The 20,354-nt window shown below is 72.2% G+C and carries 19 protein-coding genes and 1 pseudogene; 11 read left to right on the forward strand and 9 right to left on the reverse strand.

Going from position 1 to position 20,354, the window contains the following annotated elements:
- Positions 1 to 4 precede the first annotated feature (4 nt).
- Positions 5 to 1,168 (forward strand): MFS transporter, encoded by a 1,164-nt coding sequence (locus AC3EO4_RS18635; protein WP_431896805.1) that lies wholly within the window; start codon positions 5 to 7, stop codon positions 1,166 to 1,168.
- On the opposite strand, the gene AC3EO4_RS18640 is transcribed toward AC3EO4_RS18635, so the two are convergent.
- Entirely contained in the window at positions 1,155 to 3,788 is a 2,634-nt protein-coding gene (locus tag AC3EO4_RS18640) for an AAA family ATPase (protein WP_431896807.1), read from the reverse strand. The two genes, AC3EO4_RS18635 and AC3EO4_RS18640, sit on opposite strands and share 14 nt — an antisense overlap.
- A gap of 112 nt (positions 3,789 to 3,900) precedes the next feature.
- On the opposite strand from AC3EO4_RS18640, the gene AC3EO4_RS18645 reads away from it, so the two are divergent.
- Both AC3EO4_RS18645 and AC3EO4_RS18650 read left to right on the forward strand, forming a co-directional pair.
- On the forward strand, positions 3,901 to 4,470 hold the full coding sequence (locus AC3EO4_RS18645) for a hypothetical protein (protein WP_431896809.1): 570 nt from the start codon (positions 3,901 to 3,903) through the stop codon (positions 4,468 to 4,470).
- A 224-nt stretch (positions 4,471 to 4,694) separates the two neighbouring features.
- The gene (locus AC3EO4_RS18650) at positions 4,695 to 5,396 is read left to right on the forward strand and encodes an RraA family protein (RefSeq protein WP_431896810.1); all 702 of its coding nucleotides are present in this window, start codon (positions 4,695 to 4,697) and stop codon (positions 5,394 to 5,396) included.
- 47 nt (positions 5,397 to 5,443) lie between these two features.
- Here AC3EO4_RS18650 and AC3EO4_RS18655 read toward each other — a convergent pair whose 3' ends face one another.
- Positions 5,444 to 5,587 carry a hypothetical protein gene (locus tag AC3EO4_RS18655; RefSeq protein ID WP_431896811.1) on the reverse strand — a complete coding sequence of 48 codons (144 nt, stop codon included), beginning with the start codon at positions 5,585 to 5,587 and terminating at the stop codon, positions 5,444 to 5,446.
- A 128-nt stretch (positions 5,588 to 5,715) separates the two neighbouring features.
- Between AC3EO4_RS18655 and AC3EO4_RS18660 the strand changes: the two genes are divergently transcribed.
- Both AC3EO4_RS18660 and AC3EO4_RS18665 read left to right on the forward strand, forming a co-directional pair.
- Positions 5,716 to 6,333 (forward strand): MerR family transcriptional regulator, encoded by a 618-nt coding sequence (locus AC3EO4_RS18660; RefSeq protein ID WP_379572418.1) that lies wholly within the window; start codon positions 5,716 to 5,718, stop codon positions 6,331 to 6,333.
- 90 nt (positions 6,334 to 6,423) lie between these two features.
- Positions 6,424 to 6,720: pseudogene (locus AC3EO4_RS18665) on the forward strand (recombinase family protein); the annotation flags it as partial.
- A gap of 256 nt (positions 6,721 to 6,976) precedes the next feature.
- Here the strand turns inward: AC3EO4_RS18665 and AC3EO4_RS18670 are convergent.
- Positions 6,977 to 7,981, reverse strand: a complete 1,005-nt coding sequence (locus tag AC3EO4_RS18670; protein WP_431896812.1) for an RNA polymerase sigma-70 factor — start codon at positions 7,979 to 7,981, stop codon at positions 6,977 to 6,979.
- A gap of 190 nt (positions 7,982 to 8,171) precedes the next feature.
- Here AC3EO4_RS18670 and AC3EO4_RS18675 point away from each other — a divergent pair, with 190 nt between their 5' ends.
- From AC3EO4_RS18675 to AC3EO4_RS18685, 3 genes are all read left to right on the forward strand, one after another.
- On the forward strand, positions 8,172 to 8,690 hold the full coding sequence (locus AC3EO4_RS18675) for a carboxymuconolactone decarboxylase family protein (protein WP_431896814.1): 519 nt from the start codon (positions 8,172 to 8,174) through the stop codon (positions 8,688 to 8,690).
- Positions 8,691 to 8,705: 15 nt separating this feature from the next.
- Positions 8,706 to 9,458, forward strand: a complete 753-nt coding sequence (locus tag AC3EO4_RS18680; protein ID WP_431896816.1) for an SDR family oxidoreductase — start codon at positions 8,706 to 8,708, stop codon at positions 9,456 to 9,458.
- A gap of 597 nt (positions 9,459 to 10,055) precedes the next feature.
- The gene (locus AC3EO4_RS18685; RefSeq protein ID WP_431896818.1) at positions 10,056 to 11,612 is read left to right on the forward strand and encodes an MFS transporter; all 1,557 of its coding nucleotides are present in this window, start codon (positions 10,056 to 10,058) and stop codon (positions 11,610 to 11,612) included.
- On the opposite strand, the gene AC3EO4_RS18690 is transcribed toward AC3EO4_RS18685, so the two are convergent.
- From AC3EO4_RS18690 to AC3EO4_RS18700, 3 genes are all read right to left on the reverse strand, one after another.
- The gene (locus AC3EO4_RS18690) at positions 11,570 to 12,085 is read right to left on the reverse strand and encodes a GNAT family N-acetyltransferase (RefSeq protein ID WP_431896819.1); all 516 of its coding nucleotides are present in this window, start codon (positions 12,083 to 12,085) and stop codon (positions 11,570 to 11,572) included. The two genes, AC3EO4_RS18685 and AC3EO4_RS18690, sit on opposite strands and share 43 nt — an antisense overlap.
- A gap of 249 nt (positions 12,086 to 12,334) precedes the next feature.
- Complete coding sequence (gene sigJ, locus AC3EO4_RS18695; protein WP_431896820.1) at positions 12,335 to 13,216, reverse strand: RNA polymerase sigma factor SigJ; 882 nt, start codon at positions 13,214 to 13,216, stop codon at positions 12,335 to 12,337.
- A 127-nt stretch (positions 13,217 to 13,343) separates the two neighbouring features.
- Entirely contained in the window at positions 13,344 to 14,276 is a 933-nt protein-coding gene (locus AC3EO4_RS18700) for a radical SAM protein (RefSeq protein WP_379572426.1), read from the reverse strand.
- 186 nt (positions 14,277 to 14,462) lie between these two features.
- On the opposite strand from AC3EO4_RS18700, the gene AC3EO4_RS18705 reads away from it, so the two are divergent.
- Positions 14,463 to 14,786: a DMT family transporter gene (locus AC3EO4_RS18705; protein ID WP_379572427.1), complete on the forward strand. Its 324-nt coding sequence runs from the start codon at positions 14,463 to 14,465 to the stop codon at positions 14,784 to 14,786.
- The gene (locus tag AC3EO4_RS18710) at positions 14,783 to 15,376 is read left to right on the forward strand and encodes a TetR/AcrR family transcriptional regulator (protein ID WP_431896823.1); all 594 of its coding nucleotides are present in this window, start codon (positions 14,783 to 14,785) and stop codon (positions 15,374 to 15,376) included. Before AC3EO4_RS18705 ends, AC3EO4_RS18710 begins: the two co-directional genes overlap by 4 nt.
- A 210-nt stretch (positions 15,377 to 15,586) precedes the next feature.
- Here the strand turns inward: AC3EO4_RS18710 and AC3EO4_RS18715 are convergent, their stop codons facing one another.
- Together AC3EO4_RS18715 and AC3EO4_RS18720 are read right to left on the reverse strand one after the other, a co-directional pair.
- On the reverse strand, positions 15,587 to 16,834 hold the full coding sequence (locus AC3EO4_RS18715; RefSeq protein WP_488186344.1) for a hypothetical protein: 1,248 nt from the start codon (positions 16,832 to 16,834) through the stop codon (positions 15,587 to 15,589).
- 404 nt (positions 16,835 to 17,238) lie between these two features.
- On the reverse strand, positions 17,239 to 18,687 hold the full coding sequence (locus AC3EO4_RS18720; protein ID WP_379572430.1) for an MFS transporter: 1,449 nt from the start codon (positions 18,685 to 18,687) through the stop codon (positions 17,239 to 17,241).
- A gap of 137 nt (positions 18,688 to 18,824) precedes the next feature.
- Between AC3EO4_RS18720 and AC3EO4_RS18725 the strand changes: the two genes are divergently transcribed.
- Positions 18,825 to 19,409, forward strand: a complete 585-nt coding sequence (locus AC3EO4_RS18725; protein ID WP_431896827.1) for a helix-turn-helix domain-containing protein — start codon at positions 18,825 to 18,827, stop codon at positions 19,407 to 19,409.
- A gap of 45 nt (positions 19,410 to 19,454) precedes the next feature.
- Here AC3EO4_RS18725 and AC3EO4_RS18730 read toward each other — a convergent pair whose 3' ends face one another.
- Positions 19,455 to 20,294, reverse strand: coding sequence for a helix-turn-helix transcriptional regulator (locus AC3EO4_RS18730; protein ID WP_379572432.1), 840 nt, complete (start codon positions 20,292 to 20,294; stop codon positions 19,455 to 19,457).
- Positions 20,295 to 20,354 lie beyond the last annotated feature (60 nt).

Genomic DNA, 20,354 nt, shown 5'->3' on the forward strand with positions numbered 1-20,354 from the left:
GGCCATGCGAAGAGTTCTGCCCAGCCTGCTGCTGGTGCTCCTGCTGGCCACGCTCGACACCACCATCACCGGCACGGTGGCCCCCGCCCTGGTCGCCGACCTCGGCGGCGGGGAGCGGGTGCCCCTGGTGGTCGTGGCCTACACCCTCGCCTCGACCCTCGCCCTGCCGTTGTGGGGCAGGGCCGGTGACCTGCTCGGCCACAAGCGGGCGCTGCTGGCGGCGCTGGCGGTCTTCCTGCTGGGTTCCGCGGGGTGCGGCGCGGCGCAGGACATGCTCCAGCTCGTCGCGGCCAGGGCCGTGCACGGGCTCGGCGCGGGCGGGCTGATGGTCGGCGTCATCGCGGTGGTGGCCGCGCTGGTGCCGCCCCGCGAGCGCCCCCGCTACCAGGGGCACGTCACGGCCGTGACCGCGCTGGCGATGGTCGGCGGCCCGCTGGCGGGCGGGATGCTCACCGACCTGCTCTCCTGGCGCCTGGCGTACCTGATCAACCTGCCGCTCGGCGGCGTGGCGTTCGCCGTCCTCGTGATCAGCCTACGACTCGCGCCGCCCCAGCCCGGCGGAAGGCGGCCCGCCGACTACCTGGCGGTGCTGCCCGTGCGGCTGCTGGCCGTCCGCAACTTCGCCCTGGCCGCGCTGCTCGCGCCGCTCCAGGGAGCGGTGATGTTGAGCGCGGTGACGTTCCTGCCGCTGCATCTCCAGCAGCGCCAGGGCGCCTCGGCCACCGGCAGCGGCGTGCTGCTGCTGCCGCTGCTGGCCGGCGCGGTCGCCGCGTCGTTCCTCGCGGGGCGGGTGATCGGCAGGACGGGCCGCTACAAAGCGTTCCTGGTGTCGGGCACCGCACTGACCGCGGCCGGTACGGCGGGCATCGCGCTCGCCGGGGTGGCGCCGGCGTGGATGCTGCTGATCGGCCTGGGCGCGGGCATGCTGATGCAGCTGGTGACGCTCGTCGCGCAGAACAGCGTGCCGTCCGCGGACGTCGGCGTGGCCAGCGCGGCCGGGCCCTTCCTTCGCCAGCTCGGCGGTGTCGCGGGTGTCTCGGCCGCGGGCGCGCTGTACGAGGCCGGTTCGATCGAGGCGGTGTTCGCCGTCTCGACGCCGGTGGCCTGCGCGGCCGTCGTGGTGGCGTGCCTGGTCACCGAGACGCCGCTGCGCGTCACGACAGAGTGAGAGCTGCCAACTCGGTTCTCGTGGTGACGCCCAGCTTCGGATAGGCCTTGTACAGATGGTGGCCGACCGTGCGCGGGCTGAGGAACAACTGGGCGGCGATCTCCTTGTTGGTGGCGCCCTTGGCGGCCAGCCGTACCACCTGCAGCTCCTGCGAGGTGAGCCTGCCGAGCAGCTCCACGCCAGGATCCCTGGTCAACGTCTCGCCCGTGGCGCGCAGCTCTCCGCGCGCCCGCTCGGCCCACGGCCCGGCGCCGAGCCGGTCGAAGGCGTCGGCGGCCTCCCGCAGCGGTGTCCTGGCGTCGTGCTTGCGGCGCTCGCGACGCAGCCACTCACCGTACAGCAGCTGGGTGCGGGCGCGGTCGAAGGGGCGCTCGTCGGCCGCGACGGCGCGGGCGAAGCGCTCCTCGTCGTTGGACAGCAGCGCGTGGCAGCGCTCGATCAAGGCCACGGCCCACGGCCTGCCGGCCGCGGCCGTCCACTCCTCCAACCACGCCAGCGAGCGCGCGGCCCGCTCGGGCGTGCCGAGCCTTACCGCCGCTTCCACCAGGTCGGCGACCGCGGCGGCCTGGTGCGTGACCACCTGGTCGAGCCGGTCGAGCGCCTGGTCGTAACGGCCGAGCCCGAGATCGAGCAGGCCGAGCGCCCACTGCGCCCACGCCGCGCCGTACGGCCGGCCCCCGGCGCGCGCCGCCATCTCCCTGCACTCGCGCTCCCGGCCCGCCGCCGCGCTCAGCCACGCCCGCACCCCGCACAGCTGCGCCTCCAGGTGCGACTGGCCCGTCTGCCCCGCGATGGCCTCGCCCGCGGCGGCGGTGGCGGCCGCGTCCAGGTGGCGGCCCAGGTGCAGCTCAGCGGCCGCCTGCACCAGGTTGACGTGCGGCAGCCAGCCGATCATGCCGCGCGCGGCGCACTCCTCGGCCAGGGTCCTGGCGATGTCCAGCGCGGCCTCGTGGTCGCCCACGAGCAACGCCACCTGGGCCGCGTTGTTGCGCAGCCCGTGCAGGTCGTGGCGGACCTGCCTGCCGCCCTCGACCACCTCGCGCAGCAGCGGCATCGCCCGCGCCGGCCTGCCCGCGAGCAGCGCGGACATGCCGCGCGCCATGGCCGAGGCGGGACGGCGCGGGTCCTCCAGGCGTGGAAGCCTGTCCAGCCTGGCGGCCGCCTCCTCGGCCTGCGCGGGGTCGCCGGCGTACCAGCTGTTGCGGATGACCAGCAGCAGCATCGTCCTGGCAGGCGCGGGATCGGTCGCGGCGACGGCCTGCGAGGCGGTCATCAGCGTGGCGCAGGCGGCCTCCAGCGCGCCTCGCTCGAAGTCGACGTCGGCCCTGATCATGGCCATGCGCGCCGTCAGCAGCGGATCCGTGGAGCGGGTGGCGGCCCGTTCGGCCAGCTGCCTGCCGCGGTCGAACTGGCCCGAGTCGATCGCGGCCTCGGCCGCGGCCGCCAGGCGGCGCGTGCTGTCCGCTTCGTCCGGGGTGAGCGCGGCGGCCCGTTCCAGCGCCGCCGCGGCGGCGGCGTGACCGGTACGGGCCCGGAAGCCTTCGGCCGAGCTCTCCAGGTCGGCGGCCAGCCGCTCGTCGGGCTCGGTCGCCGCCGCGGCCAGGTGCCAGACGCGCCGTTCCTGATCGCCGACCTCCGCCAGCGCCCTGTGCACGGCGCAGCGGCGGGCGAACCCGGCGGCCTGGTAGACGGCCGAGCGGGCCAGCGGGTGGCCGAAGACCAGTCTCGTCCCCTCCACGCGGACCAGGCCGGCCCGCTCGCAGGGCTCCAGCGCGTCCTCGTGCACGCCGAACGCGCGCGCCGCGCGCAGGATCAGCGCGAGCTCGCCGGTGTCCTCCGCCGAGGCGACCAGCAGCAGGGTCCGCGCCTGCTCCGGCAGGCCCGCGCCCTTGTCGGAGAAGGCGTCCTGCAGGCGCCTGGTCAGCGGCAGCGGGCCCAGAGGGAAGGGCGTGTGGTCGGCCGTGGCGGGCAGCTCGATGAGGCCGAGCGGATTGCCGCCCGCCTCCGCCAGCACCCGCTCGCGCACCTGGGCGCTCAGTCCCGGGACCCGCTCGTCGAGCAGGGCGGCGGCGGCCGCGCCTGCCAGCCCCGACAGCGGCAGTTCGGGCAGCCCCGCGGGCGCGAACTCCTCGCGCCCTGCCAGCACCATCGCGACCCCTTCGGCGCGCAGCCTGCGCGCGGCGAACAGCAGGGCGTCGGCGGAGGCCTTGTCGAGCCACTGCATGTCGTCGACCAGGCACAGCAGCGGGCCTGCGCCCGCCGCCTCCGCCAGCAGCGACAGGGCGGCCACCCCGACGAGGAAGCGGTCCTCGCCGGGACCCTGCACCATGCCCAGCGCGGCCCGCAATGCCGTGGCCTGCACCGCAGGCAGTTCGTCGACCAGATGAAGCACCGGTAGCAGGAGCAGGTGCAGCCCCGCGTACGGCAGCTCGGCCTCGGACTCGACGCCCGCGCCCCGCAGCACGGTGAACCCCTCGGCCGCCGCTTCGGCGTGCTCCAGGAGCGAGGACTTGCCGATTCCCGGCTCGCCGCGGATCAGCAGTACGCCGCTGGCACCCGTGCGGGCCTGACCCAGCAGCCCGTCGACCGCCCGCAGTTCGCCCTCTCGTCCGTGAAGCATCCCGCGATCGTACTTAGCCGCTCACGGCCACCACCACCAGCAAGATGACTGATTCCGCCCCGAGCGCTGGTCCGTAGCGTCGTGATCACGACATCGTCCCTCAGGAGGAATCATGAACACGATCGCATTCGTCCCCAGCGCCGCGGGCATCACCATCGGCTCGGACGCGAAACTGGAGACGCCCTACCGGGCCGGCTTCGACGGCGTCCTGCCCGACGTGCGCGTCCACGGCGGCACGGTGACCGTCGTCTTCCCGCGCAGCTTCCACGTCCGTGACCGGCGCAGGGCGGGCGAGGTGGTGCTGAAGGGGACGGAGCCGTGGCGCATCGAGGTGCGCGGCGGCACCTCCCGCCTGACCGCCGACCTGCGGGGGCTGCGAGTGACCGCCCTCGACCTGCAGGGCGGTGCCGAGCAGGTCGCCGTGGAGCTGCCCGCCCCCGAGGGCTCGGTGCCCGTGCGCATCGCGGGCGGCGCCTCCCACGTGCGCTTCGGCTGCCCGACCTCCGTGCCCGTACGGCTGTCGCTGATCGGCGGCGGCACCGGCATCACCTTCGGCGAGCGCCACCTCGGCGCGGTCGGCGCCGGCACCACGCTGGCCGACCCCGGCTGGCAGGACGGCACCGACCGCTACGACATCCTCGTCACCGGCGGCGCCGACACCCTCACGGTGGAGCGGTGGTAGACGGAGCGACGCGCCGGGTCGACACAACCCGTTGTCCGCGGTCGCCCCCGTCTGTTGTCCTCCGACCGAGAAGCTGCTGTGGGACAGGATCGCCGAGGCCGCCCGCGACGGCAGCGCCCCGTGACGCTCCTGGTGGTCTCGCACAGGAGGGCGGCGCCCGCGCGGTTCGACGAGCCGGCTCCCACGGGTTGCCGCCGGCTGCCCGACGCTCGAATGTTGACCCCATGGACGAGCGAGAACTCCACAAGCGCCTCACGACCCTGACCACCGCGCATCTGGCGGACGCGTGCATCAGGGCGGGGATCCCGGTCCGTTGCGTCTGCCTCCAGGCGGTCGTGCCGGGCGGCCGCGTGGCCGGACGGGTGCGTCCGGCGCGGCATGCCGGCAGCGTCGACGTCTTCCTCGAGGCCTTCCACGAGGCCGGGCCGGGCGAGGTGCTGGTGGTCGACAACGGCGGACGGCTGGACGAGGCGTGCGTGGGCGACCTCGTGGTGCTCGAGGCGCAGGCGGCCGGGCTGGAGGGAGTCGTGATCTGGGGCCTGCACCGCGACAGCGCCGACATCAGGGCGATCGGGTTGCCGGTCTTCAGCCTGGGCGCGATCCCGACGGGGCCGCAGCGTCTGGACGAGCGTCCCCCCGGCGCGCTGGAGTCGGCCACCGTGGGGGAGTGGAGCGTGGGGCCCGAGGACGTGGTGCTCGGCGACGACGACGGCGTGGTGTTCGTGCCCGCCGACCGCGCCGAGGAGCTCCTCGCGCTCGCCGAGGCGATCCGCGACACCGAGCGCCGCCAGGCCGACCGCATCCGCGCGGGCCACACCCTGCGCGCCCAGGTGGACTTCGACGCCTTCCTCGCCGGGCGGCGGCAGCGGCCCTCTTTGACCTTCCGCGAGCACCTGCGCTCGGTCGGCGGCGCCATCGAGGAGTGAGCGCCCTGCGAGGGGCCGTCGCAGGGCCCCCGCCGCCCAGAGCGCGGCTACTCGGCCGGAGTCGCGCGGTAGGCGAGCCGGATCAGCAGGTAGATCGGCAGCGCTACCGGCGACAGCAGGATCGTGAGCACCAGCGTCGGCGCCATGACCAGCGGATCACCTGTCGCTCGCGGCTGTCGAGCTACAACCACCGCCCGAGGAAGAGGTCCCGCGCGGTGCCATCGCAGCATGCCCTCCCAACTCGGGAGTGGATAGTACTACTTATTACTATCTATAGTTAGCCATCCGCATCCGACAAGAGGGGTTCGACGGCGTGCGCATGGCGGAGCTGAGCGAGAAGACGGGCATCCCGGTCCCGACGATCAAGTACTACATCCGGGAGAACCTCGTCGCGCCCGGCCGGCCGACCGGACGCAACCAGGCCGACTACAGCGACGAACACGTGCGCAGGCTCAAACTCGTGCGGGCCATGATCGAGTACGGCGGACTGTCCATCGCGGTCATCCGTGACCTGATCGTGCGGATCGACAACCCGGAACTCGAGGCGTTCGACCTGCTCGGCGCGGCACAGCAGACCGTGACCCAGGTGAAGGACGTGCCGCCTGGGCCGTACAGGGACAGCGCCGAGCGCCGCCTGCGCGACCTGCTCGCCAAGCGGGGCTGGCGCCTCAGGACCGGCGATCCCGCCTACCGCACGGCCGTCGGGGTGCTGGCCACCCTGGACGAGGTCGGCCGTCAGGACATGCTCGAGGCCCTGGACGACTACGCCGAGGCCGCCGAGCGATTCGCCGAGATCGACCTGAGCCTGGTCGGCGACGTGAGCGACCGCGAGCGCGCTGTGGAGATCGTGGTCATCGGCACCGCGGTGGGCGACACCCTGATCGCCATGCTGCGCCGGCTGGCGCAGGCCACCCTCGGCGAGCGGCTCCACACCTGAGGACGGGGGCCAGCACGCGAGGGAAGCTGAGCGTTCCACTATGCCCGCGTCTCGACGACCAAGCAGTCCCTGGATCGACAGCTCGACGCCCTGGCGAGGCAAGGGATCCCGGACGAACGGATCTTCGTGGACAAGAAGACCGGCTCCTCCGTCGAGCGCGGCGGCCTGAAGTGGCTACTCACCTACGCCCGACCCTGCGATGTCATCGTGCTGCACACCCTGGACCGCCTCGGCCGCAACCTGCGCGAGGTCCTCAATCTCGTCCACGAGCTGGCAGAGCGGGGCATCGGCGTGCGCACGCCGGCCGATCCGCTGCCCGTCAACACCGCCGAGGAGGGCATGGCGCGCATCGCCTTCCTCCTCCTGGCCTCGTTCGCCGAGATGGAGCGCATCTTCACCGCCGAGCGCGCCGCCCACGCCCGCAGCGTGGCCGAAGCCCCGGGCAAACACGTGGGAGGCCCCATCGCGCACCCCGCCGAGAAATTCGACTACGCGCCTGCTCAAGGCCGAAGGCGACTCGCTGGCGCAGATCGCCGCCACGACCGGCATTCCCCAGACCTCGCTTCACCGGTACCTGTTGACCACGCGCCATTACGGCTGACCTGGGAGGTGTCGTCCTTCTGTTATGGCGGCAAAGCCAAGATCACCGATGAGATCGGCGCGATGCTGCCGGGGACCCCCTGCGTCGAGCCGTTCTGCGGATCTCGGCACAGCGGGTCACGGCGGTCTCTCGCTCCACGCGCGACAGCTTCTCGGGATTGCGCACGTGGTAGGCGCCGGTGACGTAGCCGTTCTCCACGCGCACCGCCACCACTCCGTCGATCTCCCCGTCGACCCGAACGAGCAGCCCGGGGCCGCCATTGATCTGAACCAGCTCGACCGACCGTTCTGCGTCGCGTTTCCACCAGCCGACGGCCAGCAGTCGAGCCACGTTGTCGATCCCCACGACGGGCCGCAGCAGGGCGTGCTTGACTCCGCCGCCGTCGCTCAGGGCGACGACGTCCGGCGCGAGGACGTCGAGCAGGCTCTGCAGCTCGCCGGTTTCGACCGCCCGCTGGAAGGCCTGGAGCGCGGCTCGGGTCTCGGCCGGGGAGGCGATGCCGCGGGGTCGGCGGGCGGCGACATGTGCCCGCGCCCGGTAGGCGATCTGGCGTACCGCGTTCGGGCTCTTGTCGACGGCTTCGGCGATCTCGTCGTAGTCCAGATCGAACACCTCGCGCAGCACGAACACCGCCCGCTCGGTCGGCTGCAGCGTCTCCAGCACCAACAGCATCGCCATCGAGACGCTCTCGGCGAGCTCGACGTCCTCGGCCACGTCGGGCGCGGTGAGCAACGGCTCGGGCAGCCACGGCCCGACGTAGGACTCCTTGCGCCGGCCGAGCGCGCGTAGCCGGTCCAGCGCCTGCCGGGTGACGATCCGCACCAGGTAGGCGCGCGCCTCCCGCACGGTGCCGAGATCGACGTCCACCCATCGCAGCCAGGTCTCCTGCAGGACGTCTTCGGCGTCGGCGGCCGAGCCGAGCATCTCGTAGGCGACGGTGAACAGCAGGTTGCGGTGGGCGACGAACGCCTGGGTGGCGGAGTCGACGTGGTCGGCACGATCGAGCGGCTCGGCTGGGTCCGCACTTCGTTCGCTCCGCTCGGTCATGCCCCGCTCCTGCCTGTTCGTTCTCAGCACTGCCACACGCACAAGACGTGGGTCCCCACCGCTTTGTAACAGCCGCAGCCATGTGGCCTATGTCACGTGGCTGCGGCTGTTACGGGGATCGGGGCGCCGGCGTCTCGTGGTCGTCAGGACGCAGCGCGGACGATCCGTACGGCGCTACGACGAGCTGAGAATGAGAAGGGAAGTCTTCCCCATGTCCACGCCCACGACGACCGGCCAGCGGTCGCGCATGCCCAACCCCCTACCCTTCCTCCCTGAGATGGCGGAAGTCGGCGAAGGTCTGCACAGAGCCCTCCAGAACGGCGCGATTCCGCAGGCCACCATCCACCTGCTGCAACTTCGCGCCGGGCAGATCCTCGGCAGCACGTACTTCGCCATCAGGGAGACCGGCAACCTCCGCCGGTCGGGGGAATCGGAGGAGCGCATCACCGCTGTGGCCACCTGGCGGGACGCCACGTACTTCACCGACGCCGAACGGGTCGCGCTGGAGCTGGTGGAGGCGGTCCTCACCCCGAACCCGTCCGGGGAACGCGTCCCCGACGAGCTGTACGCCAGGGCGTCGGCGCACTACGACGACAGGGCGATGTGGTCGCTCATCATGGCGATCGCCCACATCGGCTTCTTCACCCCCGCCGCTCTCATCGCCAAGCCCATCCCCGGCATGCCCCCCGGCCAGAACTACAGCGCATAAGAAAGGCAGAACAAGATGAGCATCACCACGTTCGCGGTGGCGGGAGCGACCGGGCGGCTGGGCCGCCACGTCGTCGACGTCCTGACCGAACAGGGGCACCAGATCGTGCCGATGTCCCGCGCCACCGGCGTGGACATCATCACCGGTGAGGGCCTCGCCGAGGCCCTCACCGGGGTCGAGGTCATCATCGACGTCGCCTCCTGGCACTCCTCCGACCAGGACGCCGCGACGGAGTTCTTCCATACGTCGGCCCGCAATCTGCATGAGGCCGGCCGGAAGGCGGGGGTCGCCCGGATCGCCATGGCGTCCATCATCGGCGCCGACAAGGCCACCGCCGGTTTCCTGGCCGCCAAGAAGGTGCACGAGGAACTCCTCCTGTCCGGCCCGCTCCCCGTCCGCATCCTGCGGGCCGCGCAGTTCCACGAGTTCGTCGGCCAGCTCCTGGACTGGCAGCAGGGCGACGTCGCCTACCTCCCGGCCCTGCCCACCCAGCTCGTGGCCTGCCGCACCGTGGCCGAGGAACTGGTCGAGCTGGCCACCGCCCCCGCCGCCCCAGGAACACCGATCCCCGAGATTGCCGGACCTCGAAAGGAGATCATGGCCGAGGCGGCCCAGCTCCTCGGCGCCCGCCGAGGCATCAAGGTCGTCGGCGTCGACGGGTCCGGCATGCCCGATGCCGAGATCGCCGCCAACGGCGGGTTCCTGCCCAGCCCGCACGCCAAGCTCGCCGGACCCACCTTCCAGGAGTGGCTCGACACCCAGCCCTGAGCCGACCTTGCCCTTGTTCTCGGAACTCCACCACCCCGGGGCCCCGAGAACAAGGGCTCCCCGAGCCTCACCCTCGGAATCTTCGGACGACATCCTCAGAAAGGGGGCTCACTCATGCCCGACACCACGACCGCATCGGTCCTCATCGACCTGCAGAACCTCGTCGTCGGCCTCCCCACCATCCCCTACACCGGCTGTGAGGTGGTGGCCTGTGCGGTCGAACCGGCTGACGCCTTTCACCACCACGGTGCTCCGGTTGTCCTGGTCCGGCTCACGGCCAGCGCGGACGGATCAGATGCTGCGCCAGGACGCACCGAGATCCCGCGCCCGTCCGGCCCTCTGCCCGCGCGTGACGCGGTTGAGCACCAGGCCGCGTGCTCTCGGCGTTGGCACCGAAATCGATCAACGTGGTCGGTGTCTTGAGGAACCCCGACACGGTGGCAATCCGCGAGGCCAGCAGCGCCCGCATCTCACCGTCGGCATCGACGTCGGGCGGCGGCACCATCTCGGTCCCCGGGGCGGCGCCGGCCTCACGCCGCGTTCGCGGACAGCCACAGGCGTCTTGACAATTTTATTTGTCGGTGGGACGGTGAGGCCATGAACCGCCAATGGATCGGCCTGGCCGTGCTCGCCTCCGTCGCCCTGCTGCTGTCACTCGACGTCAGCGTCCTCTATCTCGCCCTGCCGCAGCTCAGCGCCGATCTCGGCGCCGACGCCGCCCAGCAGCTGTGGATCATGGACGTCTACTCGTTCATGCTCGCCGGGTTCCTCGTCACCATGGGGACCCTCGGCGACAGGATCGGCCGCCGCAAGCTCCTCATGATCGGCGCCGCGGCCTTCGGCGTCGCCTCCGTGCTGGCCGCCTACTCCACCAGCGCCGAGATGCTCATCCTCACCCGCGCCCTGCTCGGCATCGCGGGCGCCACCCTCATGCCCTCCACCATGGCGCTGCTGCGCACCATGTTCCCCGACCCCAAGCAGATGAGCGCCGCCATCGGGCTGTGGTTCTCCTGCTTCATGGCGGGTCTGGCGCTCGGCCCGCTGGTCGGCGGCCTGCTGCTGCAGCACTTCTGGTGGGGCTCGGCGTTCCTGCTCGGCGTGCCGTTCATGGCGCTGCTGCTGATCGCGGGCCCGCTGGTGCTGCCCGAGTACCGCGCCCCGCAGGCCGGGCGGCTCGACCTGACCAGCGTCGCGCTGTCGCTGGCCGCCATCCTGCCGCTCATCTGGGGCCTGAAGGAGGTGGCCAGGAACGGCTGGCACGCCGCGCCCGCGCTGGCCGTCGCGGCCGGGCTCGCCTTCGGCACCGGCTTCGTCCGCCGCCAGCGCCACCTGCCGCACCCGCTGCTGGACCTGCGCCTGTTCGGCAACCGCGTCTTCACCATCACCATGACGATCATGACGGTCGGCGGCGTGGTCATGGCGGGCACCACCCTGCTGTCGACCCTGTACCTGCAGCTGGTGGCCGGCCTGTCACCCCTGGAGGCGGGCCTGTGGCTGATCCCGCAGAACATCGCCATGATCGCCAGCATGTCGCTGGCGCCGCTGGTCGCCCGCAGGATCCGCCCCGCCTATGTCATCGCCACCGGACTGCTGCTCGGCACCGCGGGCTTCCTCCTGCACACCCAGGCCGTCGCGGTCGGCGGCCTGCCTCTGGTCGTGGCGGGGCTGGTGCTGGCCTCCGCCGGCATCGCGATGCCGATGGGCGTCGGCAACGGCATGGTGATGTCGGCCGCCCCGCAGGAGAAGGCGGGCTCGGCCGCGGCCGTCACCGAGACCGGCGGCGAGTTCGGCATCGCGCTCGGCCTGGCCGCCCTCGGCTCCCTGGCCACCGCCGTCTACCGCGGGCAACTACCCGACGGCTTCCCCGAGGCGGCCAGGGAGGGCATCGCCGCCGCCGCGAACCTGCTCGCCGAGGCGCCCGCCCGCTTCGCCGTCGCGGCCGAGGCCTTCACCACCGGCCTGAACGCCGCCGCGTGGGTGTGCGCGGCGCTGTTCGCGGCGCTGGCCGCAGTGGCGGTCCTCACGCTGCGCGGCGTACGGCTGGAGCCGCCCGCCTCCGAGCACACCCTGCCCGAGCACTCTGTGCCCGAGCAGACCGCGGTGGAGCCGCCTCAGGCGTTCGAGCCGGCCGAGACCCTGCGCTCGAGCACCTGACCGGGCCACTCGCCGACCTTGAACTCCTCGGTACGGCGGAACCCGCAGCTTTCGTAGTAACGCACCAACCGCCCGTCATCACCGGCGTAGCAGTCCACCCGCACCAGGTCCACACCCTGCTCGGCGGCCTCGGCCACCGCCTGATCCAGCAGCGCCCTGCCCACCGCGCGCCCGTGGAAGTGCTGGTCGATGACCAGCCCCTGGACGTACACCTCGGGCTCGGGCGCTGCGGCCACGTAGGCGACAGGTTCGCCGAGCGTCATGCACCCGGCCGGCCTGCCGTCGAGCTCGGCGATGCGCATCCCCTCACCCCCGGCCCATCCGTTCACCATCTCCACGCGCTTGGCACTGGCGGAGAAGGGCTCGCTGCCCCACTGCCCGGTCCGCCCCTGCGACACCAGCCACTCGATCGCACTGTCGAACATCGCCAGCACCGCCGCCACGTCGTCCGGCCCACCTTTGCGAATTTTCATCCCGGAATCCTACGACCGGCCGGTCGAGAAGCCGCCCTCGGATCCGACCTACCGGCGAAAGGGCACCTCGGACAGGGGAGCGCGGCGTTGCGCGGCCCCTCCACCGCCGACGAGCACGCCCTGGCCTTCGCGCCGCTGTGGCGCGCCACCCCCAAGGCGGAGGGCTCCGGCTGATCCTCCGCCCGCGCAGCGCCTGAGCCTGACCCTGGTGGAGACGCGCACCTTCCTGCCGTGCTACCGACGCTGAGCTCAACCGCCGATCCTGGCCAGCTTGTCGGGGTTGGTCACGGCGTAGACGCCGCACACCTGCCCGCCATCCGCGCTCAGCTCCAGCACGATCACTGCGAACGGCGAGCCGCCCGACATCAGCAACGCCGACAGCTCCCCGTTGACCCGCACCAGCCGTACCCCGAGGTCGGGCACCGGCCGCCGCCTGGAGTCGCCGATGATCAGTTGCGCGACCCTGTCCCTGCCGTGGACGGGGCGCGCTCCGGCGGCCCTGGCCTTGCCGCCGCCGTCGGCCCAGAGCGTCACCTCCGGCGCCAGCACAGCCATGAGGGCGCCGAGGTCGCCGCCCGTCACCGCGGCGAGGAACCGTTCGGTGACCTGCCGCCTGAGAGCCGGATCGGGCCGGTGGCGGGGGCGGCGGGCCTGCACGTGCTCCCTGGCCCTGTGCGCCAGCTGCCTGATCGCCGAGGGGCTGCGCTCCAGGATCGGCGCGATCTCGGTGTGGGCGTAGCCGAACACCTCGTGCAGCACGAACACCGCCCGCTCCAGCGGCGTGAGCGTCTCCAGCACCACCATCAGCGCCATCGACACCGACTCGGCCCGCACGGCCGGATCGGACTCGCCCGCCTGGACGGGGGAGACCAGCGGCTCGGGCAGCCAGGGGCCGACGTAGTCCTCCTTGCGGCGGCTGATGCTCACCCTGCGGGCCAGCGCGGCGTTGACCGCCACCCTCACCAGGTAGGCGCGCGGGTTGGCGATCGGCTCGCCCTGACGGCTCCTCGGCGCCCAGACCAGCCACGTCTCCTGCAGCACGTCCTCGGTGTCGGCGACCGTGCCCAGCAGGTTGTAGACGAGCGAGAACAGCAGCTCGCGATGGTCGAGGAAGATCTTCGTCGCGTCCAACGTCGGTCCCTTCGGGGCGGGTGTCACCTCATGAGAGCGACGCCCGGCCCGGAATGTGACATCAGCCGTCACGCCAGCAACCGCGGCCGACCGGATACGGCCGGCTCGGCGCGTGCTCGCGCAGGCCTCAGACCAGGGCGAGCTGGTCGGCCTGCGGCGGCCTGCCCGCCGGAGCGGGGGTGGGACCGCAGTGCATGCCGTAGGAGCGGGCCAGCTGCGCGATCTGCCCGGTGATGCGCTCCTCGTAACCCGGCGAAGGCATCCCCGCCTTGTCGTACAGCTCGGCGTAGCGCTCCACCAGCGCGGGATGGGCCTGCTCCAGCCACGACAGATACCACTGCCGCGTGCCGTACGGCAGGCGCAGCACCACCGGCCGCACCCCCGAGGCCCCCGCCGAGGCGATGCGCCGCACGGTGGCGGCCAGCTGGTCGGCCGCGTCGCTCAGCAGCGGCAGCACCGGCGACATCAGCACCTGGCAGTCCACCCCCGCCTCGCACAACGCCGCCACCAACTCCAGACGCCGCTGCGCGGTCGGCGCGCCGGGCTCGACCGCCCGGCGGATCTTCTCGTCGACGAACGCGATCGACACCGCCACCCGCGCCCCGGCGGCGGCCAGGATCCCGGCATCGCGCAGCACCAGCGGGCTCTTGGTGTAGACGGTGAAGGCGACGCCCGCCTCCGCCAGCGCCGCGACCATGCCGGGCATCAGCCGGTAGGTGGCCTCGGCCTCCTGGTAGCAGTCGCCCGTCACGCCGATCGCGACCGGCTCGCCCCGCCAGCGGGCCAGCTCGGCCCGCAGCCGCACGGCGGCGTTGGCCTTGACCACGATCCTGGTGTCGAAGTCGCGCCCGGCGTCCAGGCCGAGCGAACGGTGCGCGCGCCTGGCCCCGCAGCCGCGGCAGGCGTGCGCGCACCCCCGGTAGGGGCTGACCGCCCACCGTTCGGTGACCCCCGAGGTCGGAGGCACCTTTTCGATCATCGTTCGGGCCTGCGTCTCGTAGAACCCGCCGCGCACGACGGCACGCCGCTCTATCGCGGGGCGCTCGTCTGCGACGTCCACGAGCGGAAGCGCGTCCCAAGCCACAGACCCATAGAACACGCATTCGACACCCGTTTCAAGCAGAACGGCACAAGGACACGGGCGGGCCTTCGGCGCCTGCCGCCCGTCTCAAGGCCGCCCCCTGGTCGTCGCGGCAGGCCAATCACTAAACTGGTACGGTCGTCCCAATTCATGGAAGGTTCGCTCATGGCCTGGCTGCTGCTCTTCGGCGCGATCGCGACAGAGGTCGTGGCGACCTCCGCACTCAAACTCAGCAACGGCTTCAGCCACCTCGGCTGGAGCGTCGTCGTGGCGGCCGGCTACATCGCCTCCTTCGTCCTGCTGGCCCAGGTGCTGAAGATGCACATGGACGTCGGCACCGCCTACGCCGTCTGGTCCGGTGTGGGCACCGCGGCCATCGCGCTCATCGGCGCCCTGTTCCTCGGCGAGAGCCTGACCCTGGTCAAGGTCGCCGGGATCCTGCTCATCATCGGCGGGGTGGTCGTGCTCAACCTGGCCGGTGGCCATTGACCGGCCGGGCGGGACGGCCGGTCGTACCGGATGAGGAACCGGAACGGCCGCAGCCGGGCCAGCCGCAGCAGACCCGCGCCCGCAGGCGCAGGGCGGCGCTGCTGGCGGCGGCCGTCGAGCTGCTCACCGAGGGAGGGTTCGCCGCGGTCACCCACCGCGCGGTCGCCCAGCGCGCGGCCCTGCCGCTGGCGGCCACCACCTACTACTTCACCTCCCGCGACCAGCTGCTGGCCGAGGCGTTCGGCCTGCTCGTCGACTCCGAGCTGGCCACCACCCGCCAATGGGTGAGCACTCACGGGCTGCGCGCCGTCCTGGAGGAGGTGGTCGAAGCCGACCGCATGCGGCAGCTGGCCCTGTGGGAGCTGTACGTGCACGCCGGTCGCGACCCCGTGCTGCAGCAGATCGCCCGCCGCTGGACCGACGGCTGCGTCGCCGTCATCGCCGAGGCCCTCGAACTGCCCGCATCCGAGACCCGGGTGCGGCTGCTCTACACGACCGTCTCGGCGCTGTGGCTGGAGCACGTGGTCGAGCAGCGGCCCGCCGACGACGCCCGCGTCCTGCTCGACCTCGCGCTGCGGGCCGTCACCTAGACCCGCCGCCCGTCAGCGGCACGCCGGGCCGTCCACGGCGTGATCTTCCGCCCCCGCGGCTTCGCCCCGCCCGCGGGCGCCTCGATCGCGGCACCCGCGAACCCGCGGGCACGCCCTCGCTGCCGCTGACGCGGATCCGTGTCCTACCTCTCAACCTCGCGCACGTGACGCATGCCGGTGGCACGAGGTTGAGAGCTGGATGCCAGGGCGTCAGGGGCAACCCGCGCCGCTGGCGGGATTGGTGCAGGAGTCGATGCCGAGTCCACCGTTGTTGACGTTGATGCCCGCACCGCCGCTGAGATTGTCGTCGCCGGGGCCGCCACTCAGGAAGTCGTTGCCCGCACCGCCGCTGAGATTGTCGTCGCCGGGGCCGCCACTCAGGAAGTCGTTGCCGGCGCCGCCGTCGAGGGTGTCGTTGCCGGTGCCGCCGTCCAGGGCGTCGTCACCCAGGCCCCCGAGCAGAGTGTCGTTGCCGCCTCCGCCGCTCAGGATGTCGTTGCCGCCCAGGCCGCAGATGACGTCGTTACCGGAGGTGCCGACCAGCAGGTTGTTCCCGGCTGTCCCGGTGATCGTGCAGACGACCGGCGGTGCGACGCCCCAGTCGGGCTCGCGGTCGTCGGCGGGGTTGTCGGTGAGGTTGACCGGCCCGCTGCCGTCGGCGTTCATCGAGTAGATCTCCCCGTTGCCGTCCCTGTTGCTGAAGAAGGCGATCTTGGTCCCGTCCGGTGACCACGCCGGCATGCTCTCGCCCGCGGGGTTGTCGGTGAGGTTGACCGGCCCGCTGCCGTCGGCGTTCATCACGAAGATCTCCCCGTTGCCGTCCCGGTCGCTACGGAAGGCGATCTTCGTGCCGTCCGGGGACCACGCCGGCTCGAAGTCGATCGCGGCGTTGTTGGTCAGGCGCGTCTGCGCGCTGCCATCGGCGTTCATCACGTACACCTCCAGGTTGCCGTCCCTGCTACTCGTGAAGGCGATCTTCGTGCCGTCCGGCGACCATGACGGGTCGAAGTCGCTCGCGGCGTTGGCGGAGAGGTTGGTCTGCGCGCTGCCGTCGGCGTTCATCGCATACACCTCGAGGTTGCCGTCCCGGTCGCTACGGAAGGCGATCTTCGTGCCGTCCGGGGACCACGCCGGATTGAACTCGCTCGCGGCGTTGTTGGTCAGGCGCGTCTGCATGCTGCCGTCGGCGTTCATCGCGTAGATCTCCGCGTTGCCGTCCCGATTGGAGGAGAAGGCCACCCTGGCCGCGTTCGGGGACCACACCGGGTCGACGTCGCCGGCGGGGTTGTTGGTGAGGTTGGTCTGCGCGCTGCCGTCGGCGTTCATCGTGTAGATCTCCGCGTTGCCGTCCCGGTCACTGGCAAAGGCGATCTTCCCGTTGACGCCCGGGACCACCGCCCCGGCCGGCACCGCCGACATCCCGACGGCCGTCACAGCCGTGACCACAGCCGTGAGCACGGCTGTCACCGCCCGGCCTGCGATCGTCCCGGCTCCGCCTCGCGTTTTGCGTGCGCCTGCCGTCCGCCCGACGACGGCCGTCCCCGCCTGAGCAACGTCCTTGCTGTACATGGCCTCCCCTTACGTGCTTCGTTTCGCGCATCCGTGTGTCCGGTTCGCAGAACATGTGCCGGGGGTGATCCACAAGACTGTCGCCCAAGCTCACGGGAGTGATGTGGGGGGGGTGTGGTGACCAGCGTAAGTGGTGGAACCAGTGAGCATGCAGGTAGCTGAGAGGTTCTTTGCGAGTGCTGTGAGCTGGCACGATGCAGGTTCGGCAGAGTGGTTGATCTTCATACTCCCGGGTGGTGGAGAACGGGGCGTGCGCGGCGGTATCGAAGGCGCCGGTACCGACGGACCGGTCGTCAGCCCCCACCCGGCCGTTCTCCCGCCGGCACCTGCTCGGCCCGCCTACCGCCCGGCTCCGCGCCCGTTCGCGGCGCCCGGTCCGCGCCGGTAGCCGGGACCAGGAGGGTCACGGCAAGGACGAGCAGCCCGCAGCCGGCGACCAGGAGCCAGCCGGGACGCAGTGCCTGGGCGAGGTGCGCGGGTGGCGTGTGGGCGAGGAGGCTGCCTGCGATGGCGATGCCGAAGGCTGAGCCGAGCTGGCGGGCGGTGGAGGTGATCCCGCCGGCGACGCCGGCACGGGCGGGGGGCAGGCCGCTGACCGCGGTGTTGGTGATCGGCGCGTTCGCGAACCCGAACCCGATGCCGACGAGCAGGTAGGCCGCCGACAGCAGCCGGACGTCGGTGTGGTCGCCGACGATCACGAGGCAGAGGCCGCCCGCGGTGAGGAAGCCTCCGGCGAGCCCCAGCGGCGGGCGCGGGCCGTAACGCCCGACGAGCACCCCGGAAAGCGGCGCGCACACGGTCGCGGCGATCGCCATCGGGAGCGTGACCACCCCCACGTCCATCGGGCTCATGCCTCTGGCGTGCTGGAGGTAGAGGGTGTTGAGCAGGAGGGTCGCGTTGAGGGCGATGAACACCACGGCCGCGCCCACGACGGCGGCGGCGAACGGCGGCCGGCCGAACAGCCGAGGATCCACCAGCGGCTCGGCCCGTCGCGACTCCACCAGCCCGAAGGCGGCCGTGGCGGCGACGATGACGACGTAGCCGGCGACCATCACGGGCGAGTCCCACCCGATGTGCGCTCCCTCGATCAGTACGGCGACCGAGCAGCCGACCATCACGGTCAGCAGCAGCTGCCCCGGGCCGTCGAGCCGACGCGGTCGCTGTGCGCGCGACTCCGGGACGAAGAGCGCGGTCAGTGCCAGCGCCACGGCGACGACCGGCACGTTGATCCAGAAGATCGACCGCCAGCCGGCCCCCGAGACCAGAGCGCCGCCCACGAGCGGCCCGGCGGCCATGCTGACGCCGAAGACGGCCGCCCAGACGCCGATCGCGCGCGCCCGTTCCTTCGGCTCAGTGATCACGTTGACGACGATCGCGAGCGCCACCGGGCTGAGCATCGAGGCGCCGACCCCTTGCGCCACGCGCGCCGCGACCAGCACGCCGACGTTCGGCGCGAGCGCGCACGCCACGGACGCGGCGCCGAAGACGACCAGCCCGAGCCGGAACACGCGTCGCCGTCCGATGCGGTCGGCCAGCGCACCGGAGGAGATCAGCAGGCTGGCCAGCACGAGCGTGTACGCGTCGACCGTCCACTCCAGACCGCGGGTGCCCACCCGCAGGCCGGCGCCTATCGATGGCAGACCGACGTTCACGATCGTCGTGTCCAGTCCGACCAGGAACAGGCTCAGACAGCAGATCGCCAGCACCGTCCGACGTCTGCGCGCGGAGGGTTCGGAATCCATGGTTGCTCCTTCGTGGTGCTTGGCGGGCGCTCGTGGGATCGAGGCCCGCAGGAGCAATGTCGGGGCGCAGGCCGCCCAACGGGTAGGGATTTTGCGGAAACTGCAAAGAACCCGTCCGGCAGGCCACACTGGTAGGCGTGGATGTCGAACTGGAGCAGGTCCTCGCCGCCATCGGACCCCGGCTGCGCTCACTGCGCCGCGACCGCGGCATGACCCTCGAAGCGCTGTCGGCGGAAACCGGCATCTCGGTCAGCGGCCTGTCCCGGATCGAGTCCGGCAAGAGACGCCCGACCCTCGAGCTGCTCATACCGCTCGCGCGAGCACACCGCGTCGCGCTCGATCAGCTCATCGCCGCCCCGGCGACCGGCGACCCACGAGTTCACCTGACCCCACTGCGGCGACGCAAAGGGAGCGTCCTTGTGCCTCTGACGCAATACCCGGGCCGCCTCCAGGTCTTCAAGCAGGTGATCGCGCCCTGCCCTCGCAGGCTCGTCACCCACGCCGGCTACGAGTGGCTCTTCGTCCTCGCAGGGGAACTGCTGCTCGTTGTCGGGGAGCGCGAGCTCACGCTCCGTCCCGGCGAGGTGGCCGAGTTCGACACGGCCGAGCCGCACTGGTTCGGCCCCGGCGGCGACCACCCCGTCGAGATCCTCCACATCTTCGGCAAGCACGGTGACAAGGCCCGGGTGCGCGCACGCCCGCCCGGCCACCCGGCCGACTGAGCACGCCCCTGCCAGCCGGGACGGGCGACCACGCCTGTCCGCAGGTCAGCGAGGGCAGGCACCCAGGGCACGGGCCAAGGAATCCAGCGCCGCCGCCGTGGCCTCGTCGGCCGCCAGGTACACCACCAGGCGCTGCTCGTCGCTGTCCGCCAGCTCCATGCTCTCGTAGGCCAGCGCCAGCTCCCCCGCCTCGGGGTGCGACCACCGCTCGACGCCCGTGCGTGACGGCAGCGCCGCCGACGCCTCGAACCTGCCGCGGAACCGGGCGCCCGCCACAGCGGTCAACTCGTCGGCCAGGCGTCGCGCGTGGACGTCACCGAGGGAGGCCGCGGCCCGCACCTCGGCGGCGCGCTCGTCGGCCACCCGCTCCCATTCGGGGAAGGCCGACAGCGCGCGGGCATCAGTGAAGACGAAACGGGACAGCACGGGAGCAGAGCCCTCCAGCAACCCCACAGGCCCCGCGAGCCGCTCGAACCCTGCCGTCCAGGCCAGCAGCTCCCCGACCCGGTCGACCACCACCGCCGGCGCCGGCTCCAGCCGGTCGAGCAGCGCCCGCACGGTCGGACGCACCTCGCGCACGGGCCGCCCGCCCTCCTGGCAGACACCACCGCTGCTCGCCTTGACCAGCCGGTGCAGGTGAACCCGCTCCTCGCCGGACAGGCGCAGCGCGTCGCCGAGCGCGGCCAAGATCTCGGGAGAAGGACGGCGGTCACGCCCCTGCTCCAGCCGGGTGAGGTACTCCACGCTGACCCCCGCCAGCGTGGCCAACTCGGCGCGCCGCAGCCCGGGCGTACGGCGGCGCGGCCCGTCGGGGAGCCCCACGGCGACGGGCGTGATGCTCTCGCGCCTGGCACGCAGGAACGCGCCCAGTTCGTTGTCTCCCACGCTCGGAGTCTAGTTCGCACGCCGTGAGCCTGGCCCCCGCAGGGCCAGCCTCACGGCGGC

Source organism: Nonomuraea sp. bgisy101, assembly GCF_057708945.1.

What these genes read in the sequence shown, in the direction of transcription:
- AC3EO4_RS18645 (WP_431896809.1), top strand. Translation starts at nt 3,901, where the DNA reads ATGAACACGATCGCATTCGTCCCCAGCGCCGCGGGCATCACCATCGGC.
- AC3EO4_RS18685 (WP_431896818.1), top strand. Translation starts at nt 10,056, where the DNA reads ATGAACCGCCAATGGATCGGCCTGGCCGTGCTCGCCTCCGTCGCCCTG.
- AC3EO4_RS18670 (WP_431896812.1), bottom strand. Translation starts at nt 7,981, where the DNA reads ATGACCGAGCGGAGCGAACGAAGTGCGGACCCAGCCGAGCCGCTCGAT.
- AC3EO4_RS18650 (WP_431896810.1), top strand. Translation starts at nt 4,695, where the DNA reads ATGGACGAGCGAGAACTCCACAAGCGCCTCACGACCCTGACCACCGCG.
- AC3EO4_RS18680 (WP_431896816.1), top strand. Translation starts at nt 8,706, where the DNA reads ATGAGCATCACCACGTTCGCGGTGGCGGGAGCGACCGGGCGGCTGGGC.
- AC3EO4_RS18720 (WP_379572430.1), bottom strand. Translation starts at nt 18,687, where the DNA reads ATGGATTCCGAACCCTCCGCGCGCAGACGTCGGACGGTGCTGGCGATC.
- AC3EO4_RS18640 (WP_431896807.1), bottom strand. Translation starts at nt 3,788, where the DNA reads ATGCTTCACGGACGAGAGGGCGAACTGCGGGCGGTCGACGGGCTGCTG.
- AC3EO4_RS18635 (WP_431896805.1), top strand. Translation starts at nt 5, where the DNA reads ATGCGAAGAGTTCTGCCCAGCCTGCTGCTGGTGCTCCTGCTGGCCACG.
- AC3EO4_RS18690 (WP_431896819.1), bottom strand. Translation starts at nt 12,085, where the DNA reads ATGAAAATTCGCAAAGGTGGGCCGGACGACGTGGCGGCGGTGCTGGCG.
- AC3EO4_RS18675 (WP_431896814.1), top strand. Translation starts at nt 8,172, where the DNA reads ATGAGAAGGGAAGTCTTCCCCATGTCCACGCCCACGACGACCGGCCAG.
- AC3EO4_RS18705 (WP_379572427.1), top strand. Translation starts at nt 14,463, where the DNA reads ATGGCCTGGCTGCTGCTCTTCGGCGCGATCGCGACAGAGGTCGTGGCG.
- AC3EO4_RS18660 (WP_379572418.1), top strand. Translation starts at nt 5,716, where the DNA reads ATGGCGGAGCTGAGCGAGAAGACGGGCATCCCGGTCCCGACGATCAAG.